Origin of the sequence: Actinoplanes teichomyceticus ATCC 31121 (assembly GCF_003711105.1) — a bacterium.
Classification (GTDB): domain Bacteria; phylum Actinomycetota; class Actinomycetes; order Mycobacteriales; family Micromonosporaceae; genus Actinoplanes; species Actinoplanes teichomyceticus.
Genome location: NZ_CP023865.1, coordinates 4,356,919 through 4,373,271 on the forward strand (window position 1 = coordinate 4,356,919; position 16,353 = coordinate 4,373,271).

At 74.8% G+C, this 16,353-nt stretch carries 15 protein-coding genes and 1 pseudogene; 6 read left to right on the forward strand and 10 right to left on the reverse strand.

Going from position 1 to position 16,353, the window contains the following annotated elements; all coding sequences use genetic code 11:
- Window positions 1-86 precede the first annotated feature (86 nt).
- Window positions 87-1,034: a TIGR03557 family F420-dependent LLM class oxidoreductase gene (locus tag ACTEI_RS19260; RefSeq protein WP_122982262.1), complete on the forward strand. Its 948-nt coding sequence runs from the start codon at window positions 87-89 to the stop codon at window positions 1,032-1,034.
- On the opposite strand, the gene ACTEI_RS19265 is transcribed toward ACTEI_RS19260, so the two are convergent.
- Complete coding sequence (locus ACTEI_RS19265; protein WP_122978922.1) at window positions 1,018-2,217, reverse strand: cytochrome P450; 1,200 nt, start codon at window positions 2,215-2,217, stop codon at window positions 1,018-1,020. The genes ACTEI_RS19260 and ACTEI_RS19265 overlap by 17 nt on opposite strands.
- Before the next feature lie 200 nt (window positions 2,218-2,417).
- Between ACTEI_RS19265 and ACTEI_RS19270 the strand changes: the two genes are divergently transcribed.
- Together ACTEI_RS19270 and ACTEI_RS19275 are read left to right on the forward strand one after the other, a co-directional pair.
- Window positions 2,418-3,596: an FIST signal transduction protein gene (locus ACTEI_RS19270; protein WP_164466022.1), complete on the forward strand. Its 1,179-nt coding sequence runs from the start codon at window positions 2,418-2,420 to the stop codon at window positions 3,594-3,596.
- Window positions 3,597-3,600: 4 nt separating this feature from the next.
- The gene (locus ACTEI_RS19275; RefSeq protein WP_122978924.1) at window positions 3,601-5,019 is read left to right on the forward strand and encodes a GGDEF domain-containing protein; all 1,419 of its coding nucleotides are present in this window, start codon (window positions 3,601-3,603) and stop codon (window positions 5,017-5,019) included.
- Window positions 5,020-5,079: 60 nt separating this feature from the next.
- On the opposite strand, the gene ACTEI_RS19280 is transcribed toward ACTEI_RS19275, so the two are convergent.
- A complete protein-coding gene (locus ACTEI_RS19280; RefSeq protein WP_122978925.1) occupies window positions 5,080-5,808 on the reverse strand; it encodes a YwiC-like family protein in 729 nt (242 codons plus the stop codon).
- Between the two features lie 91 nt (window positions 5,809-5,899).
- On the opposite strand from ACTEI_RS19280, the gene ACTEI_RS19285 reads away from it, so the two are divergent.
- Window positions 5,900-6,358 carry a hypothetical protein gene (locus ACTEI_RS19285; protein WP_122978926.1) on the forward strand — a complete coding sequence of 153 codons (459 nt, stop codon included), beginning with the start codon at window positions 5,900-5,902 and terminating at the stop codon, window positions 6,356-6,358.
- Between the two features lie 28 nt (window positions 6,359-6,386).
- Here the strand turns inward: ACTEI_RS19285 and ACTEI_RS38460 are convergent, their stop codons facing one another.
- The 3 genes and pseudogenes from ACTEI_RS38460 to ACTEI_RS19295 form a co-directional block, all read right to left on the reverse strand.
- Window positions 6,387-6,551, reverse strand: coding sequence for a hypothetical protein (locus ACTEI_RS38460; RefSeq protein WP_239082413.1), 165 nt, complete (start codon window positions 6,549-6,551; stop codon window positions 6,387-6,389).
- Window positions 6,552-6,780: 229 nt separating this feature from the next.
- Window positions 6,781-7,149 (reverse strand): annotated as a pseudogene (locus ACTEI_RS39205) (class I SAM-dependent methyltransferase); the annotation flags it as partial.
- A gap of 32 nt (window positions 7,150-7,181) precedes the next feature.
- Window positions 7,182-8,447, reverse strand: a complete 1,266-nt coding sequence (locus tag ACTEI_RS19295; protein WP_122978927.1) for a DUF1996 domain-containing protein — start codon at window positions 8,445-8,447, stop codon at window positions 7,182-7,184.
- A 305-nt stretch (window positions 8,448-8,752) separates the two neighbouring features.
- Between ACTEI_RS19295 and ACTEI_RS19300 the strand changes: the two genes are divergently transcribed.
- Window positions 8,753-10,312 (forward strand): sensor histidine kinase, encoded by a 1,560-nt coding sequence (locus ACTEI_RS19300; RefSeq protein WP_203723668.1) that lies wholly within the window; start codon window positions 8,753-8,755, stop codon window positions 10,310-10,312.
- A gap of 7 nt (window positions 10,313-10,319) precedes the next feature.
- Here ACTEI_RS19300 and ACTEI_RS19305 read toward each other — a convergent pair whose 3' ends face one another.
- Entirely contained in the window at window positions 10,320-10,928 is a 609-nt protein-coding gene (locus ACTEI_RS19305) for a TetR/AcrR family transcriptional regulator (protein WP_122978929.1), read from the reverse strand.
- Between the two features lie 159 nt (window positions 10,929-11,087).
- On the opposite strand from ACTEI_RS19305, the gene ACTEI_RS19310 reads away from it, so the two are divergent.
- Window positions 11,088-12,029, forward strand: a complete 942-nt coding sequence (locus ACTEI_RS19310; protein ID WP_122978930.1) for a hypothetical protein — start codon at window positions 11,088-11,090, stop codon at window positions 12,027-12,029.
- Between the two features lie 37 nt (window positions 12,030-12,066).
- On the opposite strand, the gene ACTEI_RS19315 is transcribed toward ACTEI_RS19310, so the two are convergent.
- The 4 genes from ACTEI_RS19315 to ACTEI_RS19330 all read right to left on the reverse strand — a co-directional run bounded on the left by ACTEI_RS19315 (window position 12,067) and on the right by ACTEI_RS19330 (window position 16,312).
- Window positions 12,067-13,098: an alpha/beta hydrolase gene (locus ACTEI_RS19315; protein WP_122978931.1), complete on the reverse strand. Its 1,032-nt coding sequence runs from the start codon at window positions 13,096-13,098 to the stop codon at window positions 12,067-12,069.
- Entirely contained in the window at window positions 13,095-13,775 is a 681-nt protein-coding gene (locus tag ACTEI_RS19320) for a hypothetical protein (protein WP_122978932.1), read from the reverse strand. Before ACTEI_RS19320 ends, ACTEI_RS19315 begins: the two co-directional genes overlap by 4 nt.
- Window positions 13,772-15,502, reverse strand: coding sequence for a phosphatidylglycerol lysyltransferase domain-containing protein (locus tag ACTEI_RS19325; protein ID WP_122978933.1), 1,731 nt, complete (start codon window positions 15,500-15,502; stop codon window positions 13,772-13,774). The genes ACTEI_RS19320 and ACTEI_RS19325 overlap by 4 nt, the downstream gene beginning before the upstream one ends.
- A gap of 141 nt (window positions 15,503-15,643) precedes the next feature.
- Window positions 15,644-16,312, reverse strand: a complete 669-nt coding sequence (locus ACTEI_RS19330) for an NUDIX hydrolase (RefSeq protein WP_122978934.1) — start codon at window positions 16,310-16,312, stop codon at window positions 15,644-15,646.
- Window positions 16,313-16,353: the final 41 nt, after the last annotated feature.

Consider the following 16,353-nt stretch of genomic DNA (forward strand, 5'->3'; position numbering starts at 1 on the left):
GGGCCGCCGTCCACGGCCGCCGCGCCGCGGGGCACAGCCTCCAGCACGGCTGGTTTACCCGGCGGGCCGCCGGGAAGCGGGAAGACATGCGATTCGGATACAAACTGATGGCCGAGGCCTTCGATCCCAAGGAGCTGATCCGCCAGGCGGTCCGGGCCGAGGAGGCCGGATTCGACTTCGTCGAGATCAGCGACCACTACCACCCGTGGCTGGAGGAGCAGGGCCACTCGCCGTTCGCGTGGAACGTGCTCAGCGCGATCGCCGCGCGCACCGAGCGGCTCGGTCTGGCCACCGGGGTGACCTGCCCGACGGTCCGGTACCACCCGGCGATCATCGCGCAGGCCGCTGCGACGCTCGCGATCATCTCCGACGGCCGGTTCACGCTCGGCATCGGCTCCGGTGAGCGGCTCAACGAGCACGTCGTCGGCCAGGGTTTCCCGAGCGTACGGGTACGCCAGGAGATGCTGGCCGAGGCGCTGGACATCATCAACCTGCTCTGGCAGGGCGGCTACCAGTCGTACCAGGGCCGGTACCTGCAGCTGGAGGATGCCCGCGTCTTCGACCTGCCGGAGACCCTGCCGGTGATCGCGGTCGCCGCCGGTGGCCGGCACGCGGCCGAGCTGGCCGCCACGCACGGCAGCGGGCTGTTCGCCACCGAGCCGCGCCGCGACCTGGTCGACGCGTACACCGGCAAGGGCGGCTCGGGGCCGAAGTACGCGGAGATCCCGATGGCGTGGGCGCCGACCGTGGAGGCCGCCGCGCAGGAGGCGCACCGGACCTCACGCTGGTCGCTGACCGGCTGGAAGGTGATGTCGGAGCTGCCCAACCCGGTGAACTTCGCCGCGGCCGCGGAGACCGTGCGGGTGGCGGACGTACGCGAGAAGTTCGTCTGCGGGCCGGACCCGCAGCCCTACCTCGACGCGGCGCGAACCTACGCCGAGGCCGGTTTCGATCATCTGGTTCTGCAGAACGCCGGGCCGGATCCGGACGGCTTCCTGGAGTTCTTCAGCCGGGAGCTCAAGCCCCGGTGGTGACCGGCAGGTGGGCGTAGCCGCGCAGCACCAGGCGGTCGCGGCGGACCGGTTCGCCGGCCACGGCGAGCCGGGGCAGCCGGGTCAGCAGCAGCGGGAACGCGACCTGCGCCTCCAGCCGGGCCAGCGGCGCGCCCAGGCAGTAGTGGGCGCCGCCGCCGAACGAGACCGGCTGGATGTTCGGCCGGTCCGGGTCGAACCGGTGCGGATCCGGGTACCGCGCCGGGTCACGGTTGGCCGAGCCGAGCAGCATGGTGAGCCAGGCGCCCGGTTCGGCCCGGCGGCCGGGGCCGAGGTCGACCGGCGCGGTGGTGTAGCGGCGGGTCAGCTGGACCGGTGAGTCGTACCGCAGGATCTCCTCGACGAAGGCCGGCGCGAGCTCGGCGTCCGACCGCAACCGATCGGCCTGCTCGGGATGCTCCAGCAGGATCACCAGGCCGGTGCCGAGCAGGTTGGTGGTGGTCTCGAAGCCGGCGACCAGCAGCAGCACCAGGTTGGCCAGCAGTTCCTCGCCGGTCAGCACCTCCGCGCCGTCGTGAGCGGCGACCAGCGCGCTGGTCAGGTCGTCGCGCGGGGTGTGCCGGCGGTCGGCGATCAGCCCGGTGAAGTACGCCTCCAGCTCGCGGCCGGCCTTGTCGGCGCGCCGCATCTCCTCCTCGGTGCTGACCGGTTCCAGCACCACGGTCAGGTCGGTGGCGCGCTGCCGGAACCAGCGCCGCTCCGACTCCGGGATGCCCAGCAGGGCGCAGATCACGGCGATCGGCAGCGGGTAGGCGAAGGCGTCGATGAAGTCGGTCTCCGCGGGCATCTCCGCGATCAGGTCGGTCACCTGCGCGGCGATGACCTCGCGCATGGCGGCGATCCGGCGGGCGGTGAAGGTGGCGGCGGCCGCCCGGCGCACCCGGGAGTGGTCCGGCGGGTTGGCCTGCAGCATGGACAGCACCACCGGGGCGACGCCGCGGTTGTCCCGCCAGCCCGGCCACGCCCGGTCGTAGTCGCCGGGGTCGGCCACCCGCAGCCCCGGGTCCCGCATCATCCGGTTGACCAGGTCGTACGTGGTGACGAACCACTGGTCGTCGAGGGCCTGCAAGGCCGGGGAGTGCGCCCGGATCACGTCGTACGCGGGGTACGGATCGAGGCGGCCCTCGGGCTGGAACAGCGAGGCGAGCGCGGTTTCGTATGCCATCCCCATCCGGCCATCATGCCGCGTCCCATCGATGTCTGCCCACCGGGGACCACACCGGGCGGGACGGCCGGGTCACACCGGGCGGGACGGCCGGGTCACACCGGGCGGGACGGCGGGGTTTCACTCAGGTTGCCGGCGCGGCGACCGATGCAATGGCCCGGAGGGCTCGCGCCGCGCGGGCCGCACGGCGAGGAGCGAGCATGAACGAACCCGACGGGCGCTGGTTCGGCGTGGGTCGCAGCCTGCTGGCCGATCCGGCCGAGGCCGGGGCGCAGGCGTGCCGTGACGCGCTCGCCGGCCGGCGGGCGACCCTGCTGATCGTGTTCGCCTCGCCGTCGCACTCGACTCCGCAGATGGCCGCCGCGGTGCACGCGGCCGCCGGTGGGGCCGTACCGATGATCGGCTGCTCGACGTCCGGCGAGTTCACCTCGGCGGGACGCGGCGCCGGGGTGGTGGTCAACGCGCTCGGCGGGGACGGATTCGTGGCCTCGGTGCGGGCCGTGCCGCGCAACAGCACCGACCTGTACGGCGCCGGTGAGAGCGTCGCGTCCGCCCTCGACGACATCGACGCCGAGCACCGGGTGCTGCTGATGCTCGGCGACGGGCGCAGCGGCGACCAGCAGGAGGTGGTCCGCGGGGCGTACTCGGTGGGCGGCGCGCACGTTCCGCTGGTCGGCGGCTGCGCCGGCGACGACGTGACGCAGGCCGGCACCTTCCACTTCTTCAGTTCCGGCGCCGACGTGCGGTTCCTGCCGAACGCGGTGCTCGGCGCGGCGCTCGGGTCCCCGTCGCCGTTCGGGATCGGGCTGGCGCACGGCTGGCACCGGGTCGGCGAGCCGATGGTGGTGACCCGCAGCGAGGGCGGCACGATCTACGAGCTGGACGGGGAGCCGGCGCTGGACGTGTACCTGCGCCGGACCGGCGGGGCGCCCGACCTGCCCGCGGACCCGGAGGCGTTCCTGCGGTTCGCGACGGTACGCCCGCTCGGGCTGGCCCGGCGCACCGGCGAGGACGTGCGGATCATCTTCGCGTCGGACCCGGCGGAGCGCTCGATCGCCGGGCTGGCCGACACGCCCGAGGGCGCCCTGGTGTGGTTCATGGCGGCCGACCCGGACGCGGTGGTCGGCGCGACGGCGACCGCCGCCCGCGCCGCGGTCGAGGCGACCGGCAGCGTGCCGCCGCTGGGCGTGCTGGTCTTCGACTGCTGCATCCGGCCCCTCGCACTCGGCCCGGAGCGCATCGAGTCGGCCGTGGAACGGCTGCGCGACGAGCTGGAGCCGGTTCCGTTCAGCGGCTTCTACACCAACGGCGAGATCGTTCGGCAGGGCGGCGCGAAAGGCATGCACCACCTGACCGTGGCCGCCCTCGCCGTGAGCTGACGCGATGACCGCCTGGTCGATGCTCCAGCTCAGTGAGTATTTCAGCGCCATCACCCGGGCCGGCGACGTCGGCATGGCCGCCCGGATCGCGGTGCAGCGGGCGACCGAGGCCACCGACGCCGAACTCGGTGCGGTGGTGTTCGGCGACGACCTGGCCGCCTCGGTGGGGTTGGGCCGCTCCCCGGACCCGACGCTGTTCACCACGATCCGGTCGGGCTGCGAGACCGCGACGTTCCCCGGTTTCGGGCCGGCGTACGTGACCGTGCACGTGGTCGCCGCCGATCACGACGAGCGGCTGGTCGTGGCCCGGGCCGACGAGCCGTTCGCGGCCGAGGAACGCCAGATGCTGCAGGGCATGGCGAAGGTGCTCGGGCTGGCCATGCGCAGCCTGCGCACCATCGCCGCCGAGCACCAGCTGCGGCTGGAACGCGAACGCGAGGCCGAGGCCCGGCTGGTCCTGGTGCAGGCCCTGGAACGGCGGGAACGGCTGCTGGAGACGCTGCTGCGGGTGCAGCGCGCGGCCAGCCAGGGCACCCCGCTCGGCGAGCTGCTGGACTCGATCACCTCGGGCGCCCGGGAGCTGCTGAACGACGGGGTCGCCGCGCTGGTGCTGCACGATCTCAACGAGCCCGGCCGGTTGACCGTGGCGTCGCTGGACGGTCTGGCCGGCGTGGACCGCGACGCGCTGCTGCGGACCGCCCGGCGGGCGATGACCGCGGGCCGGTCGGTCGCCGAGGAGGGGCTGGCCGCCGCGCCGGTGCACATCGGCGACCGGGTGGCCGGCGGGTTCGTGATCGCCGGACACGGGGCGGACGTGCGCGACTCGGAGCGGCGTGACGTGCTGGCCGCGTTCAGCGAGCAGGCCAGTCTCGCGCTGACCGGGGCGCACACCCAGGCCGCGATGCACGAGGCACATCACGACCCGTTGACCCGGCTGCCGAACCGGGCACTGTTCCTGCAGCGGGTGGAGCGGGTTCTCGCCGACGACACCGGCGCCGCTCTGCTGTATCTGGACCTCGACCTGTTCAAGCAGGTCAACGACACGCTCGGGCACGCCGCCGGCGACGAGCTGCTGCGCGGGGTCGCGGACCGGCTGCGCGCCTCGGTGCGCGAGTCGGACATGGCGGCGCGGTTCGGCGGGGACGAGTTCGCGGTCCTGCTCGATCCGATCACCGGGCGCCGGCAGGCGTGGGAGATCGCGCAGCGGGTGATCGACGCGATCGGCGCGCCGTTCGAGATCGCCGGGCGCACCGTGCTGACCCGGGCCAGCGTGGGCATCGCCTACAGCGACGCCGCGCGGACCGCGGAGGGCCTGGTGGAGGACGCGGATCTGGCGATGTACCGGGCGAAGAAGACCTCGCCGGGCACGTGCCGGGCGTTCGAGCCCCGGATGCGTACCGATCTGCTGCGCACGGTCTGCTGAATCCCGATCCCCTGGCGGACCCCGGCCGGCGGAGCCGCACGTGCATTGATCGCGGCCCCCTCACGCCACGACGAGCGCGCCGCCGAGCAGGACGCACGCGCCGATCTCCAGCAGCCCGACCTGTTTCGGCGTGAGGCGGCGGCGTGGCAGGGCGGCGGCGCGCACCGCGAGGACGCCGAACAGCACGGCGAGCGGGATGCTCAGCCACCCGGCGACGGCCACCGCGGCCAGGTGGTAGGCGACCGACGCCCGGTGGTACGCGCGGCTCCCGCGTTCCCGGATCATCGTCTTGACGTAGAGGACGGTGCCGGTGAAGTACAGCAGGGCGGCGGCGCAGGGCACGGCCACGTCACCGGCGGGGACGCCCGCCACGGTCGCGGCGACCGGGACCATCAGGCAGCTCTGCACGACCGAGACCAGGTCGTTGAGCAGCGCCCGCTCCCGGCGGCACCAGGCGTACCAGGCGTTGAGGGCGAGCAGCACGGCGAACACCGGCGCGTAGATCAGCACGGCGGGGCGGGCCGCCACGACCACGGCGGCGGGCAGCGTGGCGCTCAGGCCGTACAGGAGAAGCTGGTCCCGGTAACGCGCCGGCCGCCGCGACTTGACCGCCTGCAGCGCGTAGTAGGACAGCAGGTAGCCGGCCAGCCAGGCGACCAGCAGCGGCAGGTGCGGCCAGCGCGGGCCCGCGGCGACGACCCCGATCAGATACGGCAGCAGCAGCATCGCCCAGGCGCCGTGCTGTGGCGGGACGAACCGGCGCAGACGGCGCCGCCGTGCGGATTCCATGGCGAAAAGATATTCCGCCGGCGGTCCGCCCGGCCCGGGACCGCGGACCTCGACCGTACGGACTTCCGGCCCACCGCATATGTTCTCTGCCATGAATCCGCAAGATCAACAGCGGCCGGTCGGCGCGGCGGCGGTGGTCGGGGCGTTCGTGCTCGGCCTCGACGCCATCGCGTCGCTGCTCGCCGGTCTGCTGCTCGCGCTGCCGGCGGTCGGGACGAGGTTCGACACCGGGCCGCAGGACGCCCGGACCGGGATCGCCGCGGTCGCGGTGGCGTCGCTGTTCGCCCTGGTCTGCCCGGCCGCGGCGGCCCTGGTCGGCGGGCTGCGCACCCGCGCCGCGCACGTCTTCGGGTGCGTGGTGACCGCGGTGATGGCCGTGCTCGTGGCCGGCGGGTCGGCGCTGCTGCTGCCAGCGACCGACAACGTGTCGGAGAACGAGGTCGGCCTGGCCGTGATCGGCTTGGCCGCGGCGGTCCTGCTGGCCAACATCGCGGCCCTGGCCGTCCTGCTCGGCACGCTGCGCCCGGCCCGCGCCCACGCCCACCGGTGACCGGCCGCCGCGCGGTCCGTGCCGGTGATCAGGCGGCGCGGACCGCGCGGGTGCAGCGGGTGACGTACGGCAGGCGCAGCTGTTCGCGGCCGGCCAGGTCGGGGTGCGCGTCCAGCAGCTCGATGACGTTGCCGAGCAGCTCCGCCCGTTCCGCCTCCGGCAGCACGATCACGTAGCTGCGGGAGGCCACCATGTCCAGCAGCGCCGCCCGGCTCAGGGTGTGCCGCCAGCGGAACTCGGCGCGCTCCAGCCGCTCGAACGGGGGGGCCCAGCACCGGCTCGGTGTCCATCTCCTCCCGGGTGTGCTCGTGCATCACGCCGTCCAGCTCGGCCACCCACGGCTCGCTCACATCCCGTACGTTCCACACCAGACCGAGCGTGCCGCCGGGCCGCAGCACCCGGGCGATCTCCGGAATCGCCCGCCGCGGGTCGACCCAGTGCCAGGCCTGGGCCATCACGGCCGCGTCGACGCAGGCGTCCGGCAGCGGGATGCGCTCGGCCGATCCGGCGTGCACCGCCACGCCGGGCACCGCGGCGACCAGCTGCTCGCGCATGGGCGCGGACGGCTCGACGGCCACGACCTCGCGCCCGGCGGCGACCAGCTGTTCGGTGAACTTGCCGGTGCCGGCCCCCAGGTCCAGGACCGTCCGCGCCGGCTCGGGCGCCGCCCAGGCCACCGCCTGCGGCGGATACGGTGGGCGGCCCCGCCGGTACGCCTGCGCCGCCGCGCCGAACGAGGCCGCGTGCCGGGCGCGGGTCTGGTCACTGATCGTCGTTCGCCGAGGTTCCACGGGGGCAACCTACGTCGCCCCCGTGAAGATCATCAAGGGCGGCCGTCGACCCCGCACTTGACGATGATCCGGATGCAGTCGTTGACCCGGCGCGCCATCTCCTGCGCCGGCCAGGCGTTGAAGAAGTCGCCGTGCATGGTGTAGCCGGCGCCGGAGGCCAGCCGCAGGCGGCTCGGGTCGCCGGTCACCGGGTACCGCATCACCTGGCGCAGTTTCGGCACCACCACCGGGTGGCTGGCCGGGCAGGCGTTGCCGACCGGGTACGCCATGTGGCTCTTGTGGTCGGCCGAGTCCAGGTTGCGGCCGTCCCAGCAGTGCGGGAAGTCCAGGTACGACTCCAGCATCGAGCCCGCCGGGCAGTTGACGAAGTTCGACGACGGGTTGACCTCCCCGGCGTGCAGGCACGACCAGCGGGCGATGGTGTTGTCGGCCGGCCCGGTCGCCTTGGCGTTGCCGGCCACGACACGCAGGCCGACCGGGAACGGCTGGGTCTGCGCGATCAACGCGTCCGAGACGCCCTCCCCCAGGTAGTAGAAGATGCCGGTGACCGGCTCCACCGGCACGTTGTCGCGGTACAGGGTGGGGATCCAGTACGACGACCTGTCGACCGACGGGTTGCAGTTGCTGTTCGCGTTGATCAGCTGCTCGACGGTGGTGGACGCGTTGGTCGCCACGCTGCCGAAGAAGCTGTGCATGTGCGAGGCGCCCGGCAGGTTCGGGAAGACGATCGGGTCGTCGGGCAGCCGGTGGCTGAACGGGCAGTCGGCGAGGAACTCGGCGACCCGGACCGCGCCGGGCGGGATGGTCGGCGTCGTGGCGCCGCCGCCGGTCCCGTAGACCTGGAACTCGGTGAGCGAGACACCCCACTGGGTGGCCCGGGCCGTGGTGGTCAGGCGCACGTACCGGCCGGCGCCGCTGACGGTCAGCGCCTGCCGGCCGCCGGCGCCGGTGGTGGTGCTGTAGAGCGTGCTCCACGCGCTGCCGGTGGCCGAGGCCTGGACGGTGAAGGATCGCGCGTACGCGGCCTCCCAGTCCAGCACCACCGAGGTGATCGTGGCGCTGGCGCCCAGGTCGACCTGCAGCCACTGCGGGTCGCTGAACGCGCTGGACCAGCGGGTCGCGGGGTTGCCGTCGACCGCGTTGCCGGCCGGGAAGGCCGCCGATTCGGTGGACGAGGCGGTCGCGGACCGGCCCTGGGACAGCAGGGTGTCGGCGGCGCTGGCCGCGGTGGCGGCGGTCAGCACGTAGGCGGCGAGCACGGCAGCGGCCGCGGCCGCCAGGAGGGGACGTTTTCGCATGGTCGAGCAGCCTTTCCGTCCGGAAGGGGGAAGGGAGCGGGGCCGGCGCCGGCGGGTAGCGAGGCGGCTCGCCCCCGGGAACGGCCGGAGGAAGCGCTCGCTTGCCGTCACTGTGAACTCGCCGTTAATCACTGTCAATGGCCCGAAACCGGTCCCGGCCGCGATAGCCCAGGTCAGCGCGGTGCGGGCGGCGAGGTTCCGGAACCCCGGGGCAAGAAATCGATATGACGTACGGCCTACCGGCCGACATCGTGTCACGACGTGGCAGCCACGCCGGTCGATCCGGGATGCTCTACCGTGCCGATGTGACTCGAACCCGGCGGTGGACGACCCAGCGGTACTTCGCGGCGGTGCTGACCGCCATGGTGGTGCTCATCCTCGCCGCCACCGTCGTCGGCGCGCAGGCGCTGAACCGGACCAGCACGGCGTCGAACCGGCTCAACGACCGGATCTCCCCGGCCCGCACCGCCGTGGTGCAGCTCGACGACGCGCTGCGCAACCAGGACACCGCGCTGCGCGGCTACCTGCTCAGCCGGGCGCCGCAGTTCCTCGACCTGTACCGCGAGAGCGTGACCGCCGAGCGCGCTGCCGCCACCGTCCTGCGTGACCTGCTCGGCGGCGAGTCGCAGCCGCTGGCCGACCTCACCGCGGTCGAGGAGGCCGCCGCCCGGTGGCGCGGCACGGTCGCCGACCCGGCGATCCGGACCCGCGGCGGGGACGTGGCCGCCGCGTTCGCCCCGGTCCGCGCCCGCCTGGACACTCTCGACCGGCGGCTGGCCACCGCACGGCAGGAGGGCCGCGCGGCGCTCGAGCACACCCGCCGGCTGCGCGACATCGTCTTCGTCGGCCTCGTCTTCGCGCTGCTGCTGCTCATCGCGGCGATCGCGGTGCTGCTGCGGGTCGCCGTCGTGCGCCCGCTCACCCGGCTCGGCGCCGCGGTCCGGCGGGTGTCCGGCGGCGCATTCGACCACGAGCTGTCCCCGCACGGGCCGGCCGACGTCGCCGAGCTGGGCCGCGACGTGGAGGCGATGCGGCGCCGGCTGGTCGACGCGCTGACCGTCACCCGCCGGGCCCGCGACGAGCTGGAGCTGCGCGAGGCCGAGCTGCGCCGGTCGAACGCCGATCTGGAGCAGTTCGCCTACGTCGCCTCGCACGACCTGCAGGAGCCGCTGCGCAAGGTGGCCTCGTTCTGCCAGATGCTGCAGCGCCGCTACGGTGACGCGCTCGACGACCGGGCGCGGCAGTACATCGCGTTCGCCGTGGACGGCGCCACCCGGATGCAGCGGCTGATCAACGACCTGCTGACCTTCTCCCGGATCGGCCGGATCTACGACGACAGCACCCCGGTCGCCCTGGACGACATCCTGAACCGGGTGCAGGAGACGCTGGCGTCCGGCATCGCCGAGACCGGCGCCCGCATCGTCCGGCCGCCGCTGCCGGTGGTGCCCGGCGACGTCACCCTGCTGACCATGCTGTGGCAGAACCTGCTCGGCAACGCGATCAAGTTCCGCCGGCCCGGTACCGCCCCGCACGTCGAGATCACCGCGACCGCCACCGGCGCGATGTGGACGTTCACGGTCAGCGACAACGGCATCGGGATCGACCCGGAGTTCGCCGACAAGATCTTCGTGATCTTCCAGCGGCTGCACCCCCGGGACCGCTACGGGGGCACCGGGATCGGCCTGGCCATCTGCAAGAAGGTGGTGGAGCACCACGGCGGCGCGATTGAGCTCGACGGGTCGTACGAGAAGGGCGCCCGTCTGGTCTTCACCCTGCCCGCCGGCACGCCCGAACCCTCCGCCGGCACGCCCGAACCCTCCGCCGGCACGCCCGAACCCTCCGCCGGCACGCCGGAGCCGGTCTGAGCGCCGCTCAGCGGGCGGCCGGCGAGCCGGCCCCGTGGCCGTGCGCCGCCCCGTGGCGCAGGCCGTCGATCAGCAGCGCCACCATCCGGCGGGTGTGCGCCGGATCCTCCTCGGCGGGCAGGGACAGGTTCGCCACCGCCCGCAGCAGGTCGCCCGGGTCCACGTCCCCGCGGACCTCCCCGGTCGCGGCCGCCGCCGACAGCAGGGTGCTGAGCGCCGGCCGCAGGTGCTCGTCGAAGTACGCCGGCAGGGAGGTGAACGCCGGGTCGCCGGAGTGCAGGGCGGCGGCCAGGCCGCGCTTGGTCGCGATGAAGTCGATGTACCGGTCCAGCCACCGGGTGAGCGCCTCGACCGGCGGATGCGCCGCCGCGAGCTGCTCCGCGGCCTCCGCGCAGGCGTCCACCTCGTGCCGGAAGACCGCGGTGACCAGGTCGGAACGCTGCGGGAAGTGCCGGTAGACGGTGCCCAGGCCGACCCCGGCGCGCTCGGCGATCTCGCGGACCGGCGCGTGCACGCCGGAGGTGGCGAACACCTCCCTGGCCGCCTGCCGCAGCGCGTCCCGGCTGCGCTGCGCGTCGGCGCGCACCCGCCGCCCGGGGGTCGTCTCCGCGCTCACACCGCTCCCCTGCCACTCGACCGGAGCGGAACTCCGCTCACCGGCATGCTATCCGGCCGTCCGCGCCCGGCGCCCCGCCCGCACGCCACGATCGAACGGCCGGTCGGCGCCCTGTGCCCACGCCGGGCGGGCGCGCCGATCGGCCGCTAGGGTCGGGACATGGACGTCCTGGAATGGATGCTCGACGGCGGCTCCGACCCGGCGATCCGCTGGCAGGTGCTGCGCGACCTGGCGCACGCCCCGGCACAGCGCATCGCGGCGGAACGCGCCCGGATCGCCCGCGAGGGATGGGGCGCCCGGCTGCTCGATCTGCAGGGCCCGGACGGGCAGTGGGACGGCGGCGCGGGTTTCCCCGGCGGCTGGTTCGACCGGCCGGACCGCGGCGCCGGGCAACCGTGGACGTCCACCCTGCACACCCTGCAGCTGCTGGCCGACTTCGGCGCGGACCCGGCCGACGAGCGGGTCCGACACGCGGTGCGGCAGGTGCGCGACCGCTCGCGCTGGGAGCACAACGCCGAGCTGTTCTTCTACGGCGAGGTGGAGCCGTGCGTCAACGGCCGGGTCGCCCGGCTCGGCGTCTACTTCGGGCACGACGTGCGGCACGTGGTCGCCCGGCTGCTCGGCGGCCAGCTCGCCGACGGCGGGTGGAACTGCTACACCGGCAACGGGTCGACGGTCTCGTCGTTCGCCAGCACCATCTGCGTCCTGGACGGCCTGCTCGCCTACGAACGCGCCACCGGTGGCAGCGCGGCGCTGACGCAGGCGCGCCGCCGGGGTGAGCAGTACCTGCTGCAACGCCACCTGTTCCGGCGTCGCAGCACCGGTGAGATCGTCGACCCGGACTGGCTCAGGTTCTCCTTCCCGACCCGCTGGCGCTACGACGTGCTGCGCGCCCTGGACTACTTCCGCGCCACCGGGGACGCCTGCGACGAGCGTCTGGGCGAGGCCCTGGACCTGGTGCGCCGCAAGCGGCAGCCGGACGGCACCTGGCTGCTGGAGAACACCCACCCCGGCCAGGTCTGGTTCCCGCTCGAACAGGACGGCCGGCCGAGCCGCTGGAACACGTTGCGGGCGCTGCGCGTGCTGGCGTGGGCGGGCTGACCCCGGCCGTACCGCAAGGCGGGTGCGCCGCGGGGCGTCAGCGGTCCTGAGCCGCGGCCGGGGCCGCCGGGCGGGCCAGGTGGGCGGAGAGCCAGTCCAGGGCCGGTCCCTCCATCTGCCGCCAGACCGCGTGGCTGTGCCCGCCGTGCGGGACGACGGCGGTGACCACGGTCAGCGGCGCCCTCGCCAGCCGCGCGATGCGCCGGGAACCGGCGCGCGCGGCGCGGTCGTCGTCGGCCCAGCCGATCCACAGCGCGGTTGCCGGCTGCGGCAGGTGCGCCAGCCGCCAGGCGATGTTGTTCGTGGTGCGCTCGCTGCCGTCGCCGACCCGGATGCCCGGGTCGGCGTAGCCGGACAGGCTGGCCGCCGCGGCGTACCGGCCGGGGTGCTTGAGCGCGAGGTTCATCGCGCAGAAACCGCCGGCCGAATAGCCGATCAGCCCCCAGGCGGCCCGGTCGGTGCGGACCCGCAGGTGGGTGCCGGCCCACTCGGGCACGTCCCGGGTCAGGTACGTCTCGGTCCGCGGCCCGCCGGCCAGGTTCGTGCACTCGGTGTCGAGCAGCCGTTGCGGGCTCTGGTACGGCAGCAGCACGACCGTCGGCGCCATCCGTCCCGCCGCGATCTCCCGGTCCAGGTGCCCGGCGATGTCCAGCCGCCGGATCCACGACTCGGGCGTGCCCGGGTACCCGTGCAGCGCCTCGATCACCGGGAACCGCAGCCGCCGGGCGTCCGGGCGCAGGTACGCGGCGGGCAGGTAGACGCTCATCGGCATGCTGATCCCGCTGGCCGGCCCGTCCACCCGGTAGGTGACCAGCTGCCCGGCGCCGGGCCCGCGGCGGTGCGTCACCGGGGGCGGGGCGGCGCCGGCCAGCTCCCGCCAGCTCGGATAGGTCTCGGTCAGCCGGTTGAGCTCCAGCGCGGTCGTGCCGGCGACGCTCAGCGCCACGGCCGTGACCAGCGCGATCCGGCCGGTCAGCCGGGCCCGGTCCCAGCGCAGCGCCAGGACGGTGGTGAGCGCCAGGACGGTGAGCACACCGGCGAGCACGGTGCCCGGCGCGTCGATGGTCACGACGGCAGCCGCAGCGGCGCGGCGAGCGGTTCCGGCAGCGCGCGTACGGCCTCGGCGAAGCCGGACACCGCGGGGCGCCCGGACCAGGCGGCGGCCAGCGGCGCCCACCGCGGGGTGGCCAGGACCGCCGGCGCGCCGGCGCTGCGCACGTCGCGCGCCAGGGCGCCGGGCAGCGCGGCGAGCGCCGTCGCGGTGGTGCCGGCGGTGGGGCGCAGGATGAGGGTCAGCACGCCCGGGGCCGACGCGGCGGTCCGCCGCAGCGACGCCGCGTCCGGCGCGCCGACCAGCGCCACCACGACCGGGAAGGTGCGCTCCGGGCGGGCCGGGTAGTCCGGCGGGATGACCAGTTGCGGCCGGACGGCCAGCCGCCAGCCCGCCGCCTCCGGCGGGGCCCAGCCGAGCACGGCGCCCCGGCCGCCGAGCGCGCCGTCGAGCCGGCCGGGCGCCACGGGGGTCGGCACCGTGGCGTCCGGCGCCCCGCCGAGGGCCCGCCAGGACGGGTAGAAGCCGGCCGAGCGGTTGGCGATCAGGCCCGCCCCGGCCACGATCAGCGCCTCGGTGAGGATCAGCCCGGCGATCCGGATCGCGGGCCGCCGCCACCCCCGGACGGTCGCGGCCGCCACCAGCACCGCGAGCGTCCCGGTGAGCAGGATCAGCGGCAGGCCGGTCAGGCTCACGCCGGGCTCGCGGCCCGCGCGCCGCGCGCGGGCAGGAACGACTCGGCGCTCAGCGCCGCGAGCGCGATCCGCGGCAGGTCACGCGCCGAGGGGAAGCAGAGGAAGCGCGGCTGCCAGTCCGGCAGGTACTTCGCGTTGGCCCGGTACAGCGACTCGATCTGCCACCGCCGGGTGGCGGCCCGCAGGATCCGGCACCACAGCCGGACGACCGGGCCGGCGCCCAGCTCCTCGGCCCGCGCGAAGACCGACCGGAGCACCGCGAAGTTCAGCGAGATCCGCTCGACGCCGAAGCCGGGCGCGGCCTCGATCGCCGAGACCACCATCAGCTCGGTCAGCCCGTTGGGCGCGCTCCGGTCGCCGCGCATCAGATCGAGCGACAGGCCGTGGCGCCCCCACGGCACGAACTGCAGGATGCCACGCAGCGCCCCGTCCCCGTCGCGGCAGAGCACCAGCAGGCAGTCGCCGTCGGCCGGGTCGCCGACCCGGGACAGCGCCATCGAGAAGCCGCGCTCCACCTTGCCGTCGCGCAGCGCGTCGGCGCAGCCGACCACCTCGGCGAGGGTCTCGGCGCTCAGGTCCCGCTGCCGCACGACCGCGCAGGTGTAGCCGGCGCGGCGCATCCGGCCGACCGCCTGGCGTACCCCGCGCATCGGCCGGCCCTGCAGGGCGAAGCCGGCGACGTCGACGATCGCCTCGTCACCGAGCTCGATCACGTCCAGCCCGGCCCGCTGATAGGCCCGGCCGCCGGCGGTGCCGCAGGCCAGCACGGCCGGCGTCCAACCGTGCGCGGCGCAGTCGGCGAGCCACTCGCCGATCGCGCGCGGCCACTCCGAGGGCAGGCCGAGCGGATCGCCGGAGGCCAGGCTCACGCCGTTGACCACGCGGTAGGCGACCGCGGCCCGCCCGGACGGGGCCCAGACCAGCTGTTTGTCCGTGCGCAGCGCGAAGTAGCCCAGCGAGTCCGCGGCGCCGTGCCGGTCGAGCACCGCGCGCAGCCGGTCCTGGTCGTCACCGGCGCCGGGCCGCGCGCCGGTGCACGGGCGCAGCAGCAGCACCGCGCCGGAGGCGAACGCCAGCAGCCCGAACGCGCCGGTGGTGAGCGACACGGTGAGGGCGCCCAGCGGCGAGCGGAAGTGGACCGGCCCGGACACCCCGATCAGGCCGAGGGCCGCGTGCTCGGCCCAGCCGAGCACTCCGGCGGGGCGGTCGAGGCGATTGACCCGTACGGCGATCTCGGCGAAGCCGAGCACGAAGCCGGAGCCCAGGAACGTCACGCACGCCCGGGCGGCGCGCCAGCGGTTGCGCCGCTCGCCGGCGGCGGTGAACTCGTCGCGCTCGGCGACCAGCAGCGCGGCGATGCCACCGGCGAAGACGGTCGGCACCAAGCCGCCCTTGACCACGTGCAGGGCGACGCTGACCAGCGACAGCACCAGGGCGAGCTGCCAGGCCCGGCGCTTGCCGCGGCGCAGGCCGGCGCCCAGGTAGACCAGCAGGACGCCGACGAGCGCGGCGGCCGCCCGGGCGGTGACCAGCCCGGCGGTGGGGACCATGCCGGCCAGCATGGAGACGTGGTGGTGCCGCGGCGGCAGCACGGAGAACACCGCGCCGGCCGCGCCGGTGAACTGCACGAGCCGGGCCACCACGCGCCGGGCGGACGGTGGCCGCACCCAGCGGGGCGGCGCCGCCTCCGCACGCGAGACCGCCGCCCGTTCCCCGACCACCGACATCTGCGCTCCCCCCGTCCGCCGCATCGTGAAGCATGCCGCGCTGGCGCAACCCATCCTGGTCGCCGGCGCGGCGGCGGGCATCCGCCGACGGACCGGACCCGCGCGCGCGGCCCTACGACTTTCGGCCGATGCGTGCGGCGCTCAGGGGCGCAGCAGCGGCGGGTGCAGCAGCGTGGCCGGGCCCCGCCGGAACAGCTGGGCGGGCCGGCCGCGGTCGCGGGTGACACTGTGGCCGGTGGCCTCGATGAAGTTCTCCGCGCTGGTCACCTTGCGGTGGAAGTTGCGCGGGTCCAGCCGGGTCCGCCACACCGTCTCGTAGACCGCGCGCAGCTCGGCCACGGTGAACTCCGCCGGGCAGAAGGCCGTGGCCAGCGGGGTGTACTCCAATTTGGCCCGGGCCCGCTCCAGGCCGTCGGCCAGGATCCGGTCGTGGTCGAAGGCCAGACGCAGGTCGCCGACCGGCCACCACCGTGCCTGCGCCGCGTCGCTGCCGGCCACCGGCGACGGCAGGTCCGGCAGCAGGGCCAGATAGGCGACGGTCACCACCCGCCCGCGCGGGTCGCGTCCCGGACAGCCGTAGGTGGCCAGCTGCTCCAGGTGGCCGGCCGAGGGGTCCAGGCCGGTCTCCTCGCGCAGTTCCCGGGCGGCGGCCTCGTCCAGATCCTCGTCGTCGTGGATGAAGCCGCCGGGCAGCGCCCACTGCCCGGCGAACGGCTCGATCCCCCGGCGGATCAGCAGCACCTGCAGCGCGTCCTGCCGGATGGTGAGCAGCACCAGGTCGACGGTGACCGACGTCATCTTAAGCGTCATGTTGACGATAATAGCTGGGCGCTTTATCGTCAGCATGACGA

What these genes read in the sequence shown, in the direction of transcription:
- ACTEI_RS19260 (WP_122982262.1), top strand. Translation starts at nt 87, where the DNA reads ATGCGATTCGGATACAAACTGATGGCCGAGGCCTTCGATCCCAAGGAG.
- ACTEI_RS19265 (WP_122978922.1), bottom strand. Translation starts at nt 2,217, where the DNA reads ATGGCATACGAAACCGCGCTCGCCTCGCTGTTCCAGCCCGAGGGCCGC.
- ACTEI_RS19270 (WP_164466022.1), top strand. Translation starts at nt 2,418, where the DNA reads ATGAACGAACCCGACGGGCGCTGGTTCGGCGTGGGTCGCAGCCTGCTG.
- ACTEI_RS19275 (WP_122978924.1), top strand. Translation starts at nt 3,601, where the DNA reads ATGACCGCCTGGTCGATGCTCCAGCTCAGTGAGTATTTCAGCGCCATC.
- ACTEI_RS19280 (WP_122978925.1), bottom strand. Translation starts at nt 5,808, where the DNA reads ATGGAATCCGCACGGCGGCGCCGTCTGCGCCGGTTCGTCCCGCCACAG.
- ACTEI_RS19285 (WP_122978926.1), top strand. Translation starts at nt 5,900, where the DNA reads ATGAATCCGCAAGATCAACAGCGGCCGGTCGGCGCGGCGGCGGTGGTC.
- ACTEI_RS38460 (WP_239082413.1), bottom strand. Translation starts at nt 6,551, where the DNA reads ATGGTGGCCTCCCGCAGCTACGTGATCGTGCTGCCGGAGGCGGAACGG.
- ACTEI_RS19295 (WP_122978927.1), bottom strand. Translation starts at nt 8,447, where the DNA reads ATGCGAAAACGTCCCCTCCTGGCGGCCGCGGCCGCTGCCGTGCTCGCC.
- ACTEI_RS19310 (WP_122978930.1), top strand. Translation starts at nt 11,088, where the DNA reads ATGGACGTCCTGGAATGGATGCTCGACGGCGGCTCCGACCCGGCGATC.
- ACTEI_RS19325 (WP_122978933.1), bottom strand. Translation starts at nt 15,502, where the DNA reads ATGTCGGTGGTCGGGGAACGGGCGGCGGTCTCGCGTGCGGAGGCGGCG.
- ACTEI_RS19330 (WP_122978934.1), bottom strand. Translation starts at nt 16,312, where the DNA reads ATGACGCTTAAGATGACGTCGGTCACCGTCGACCTGGTGCTGCTCACC.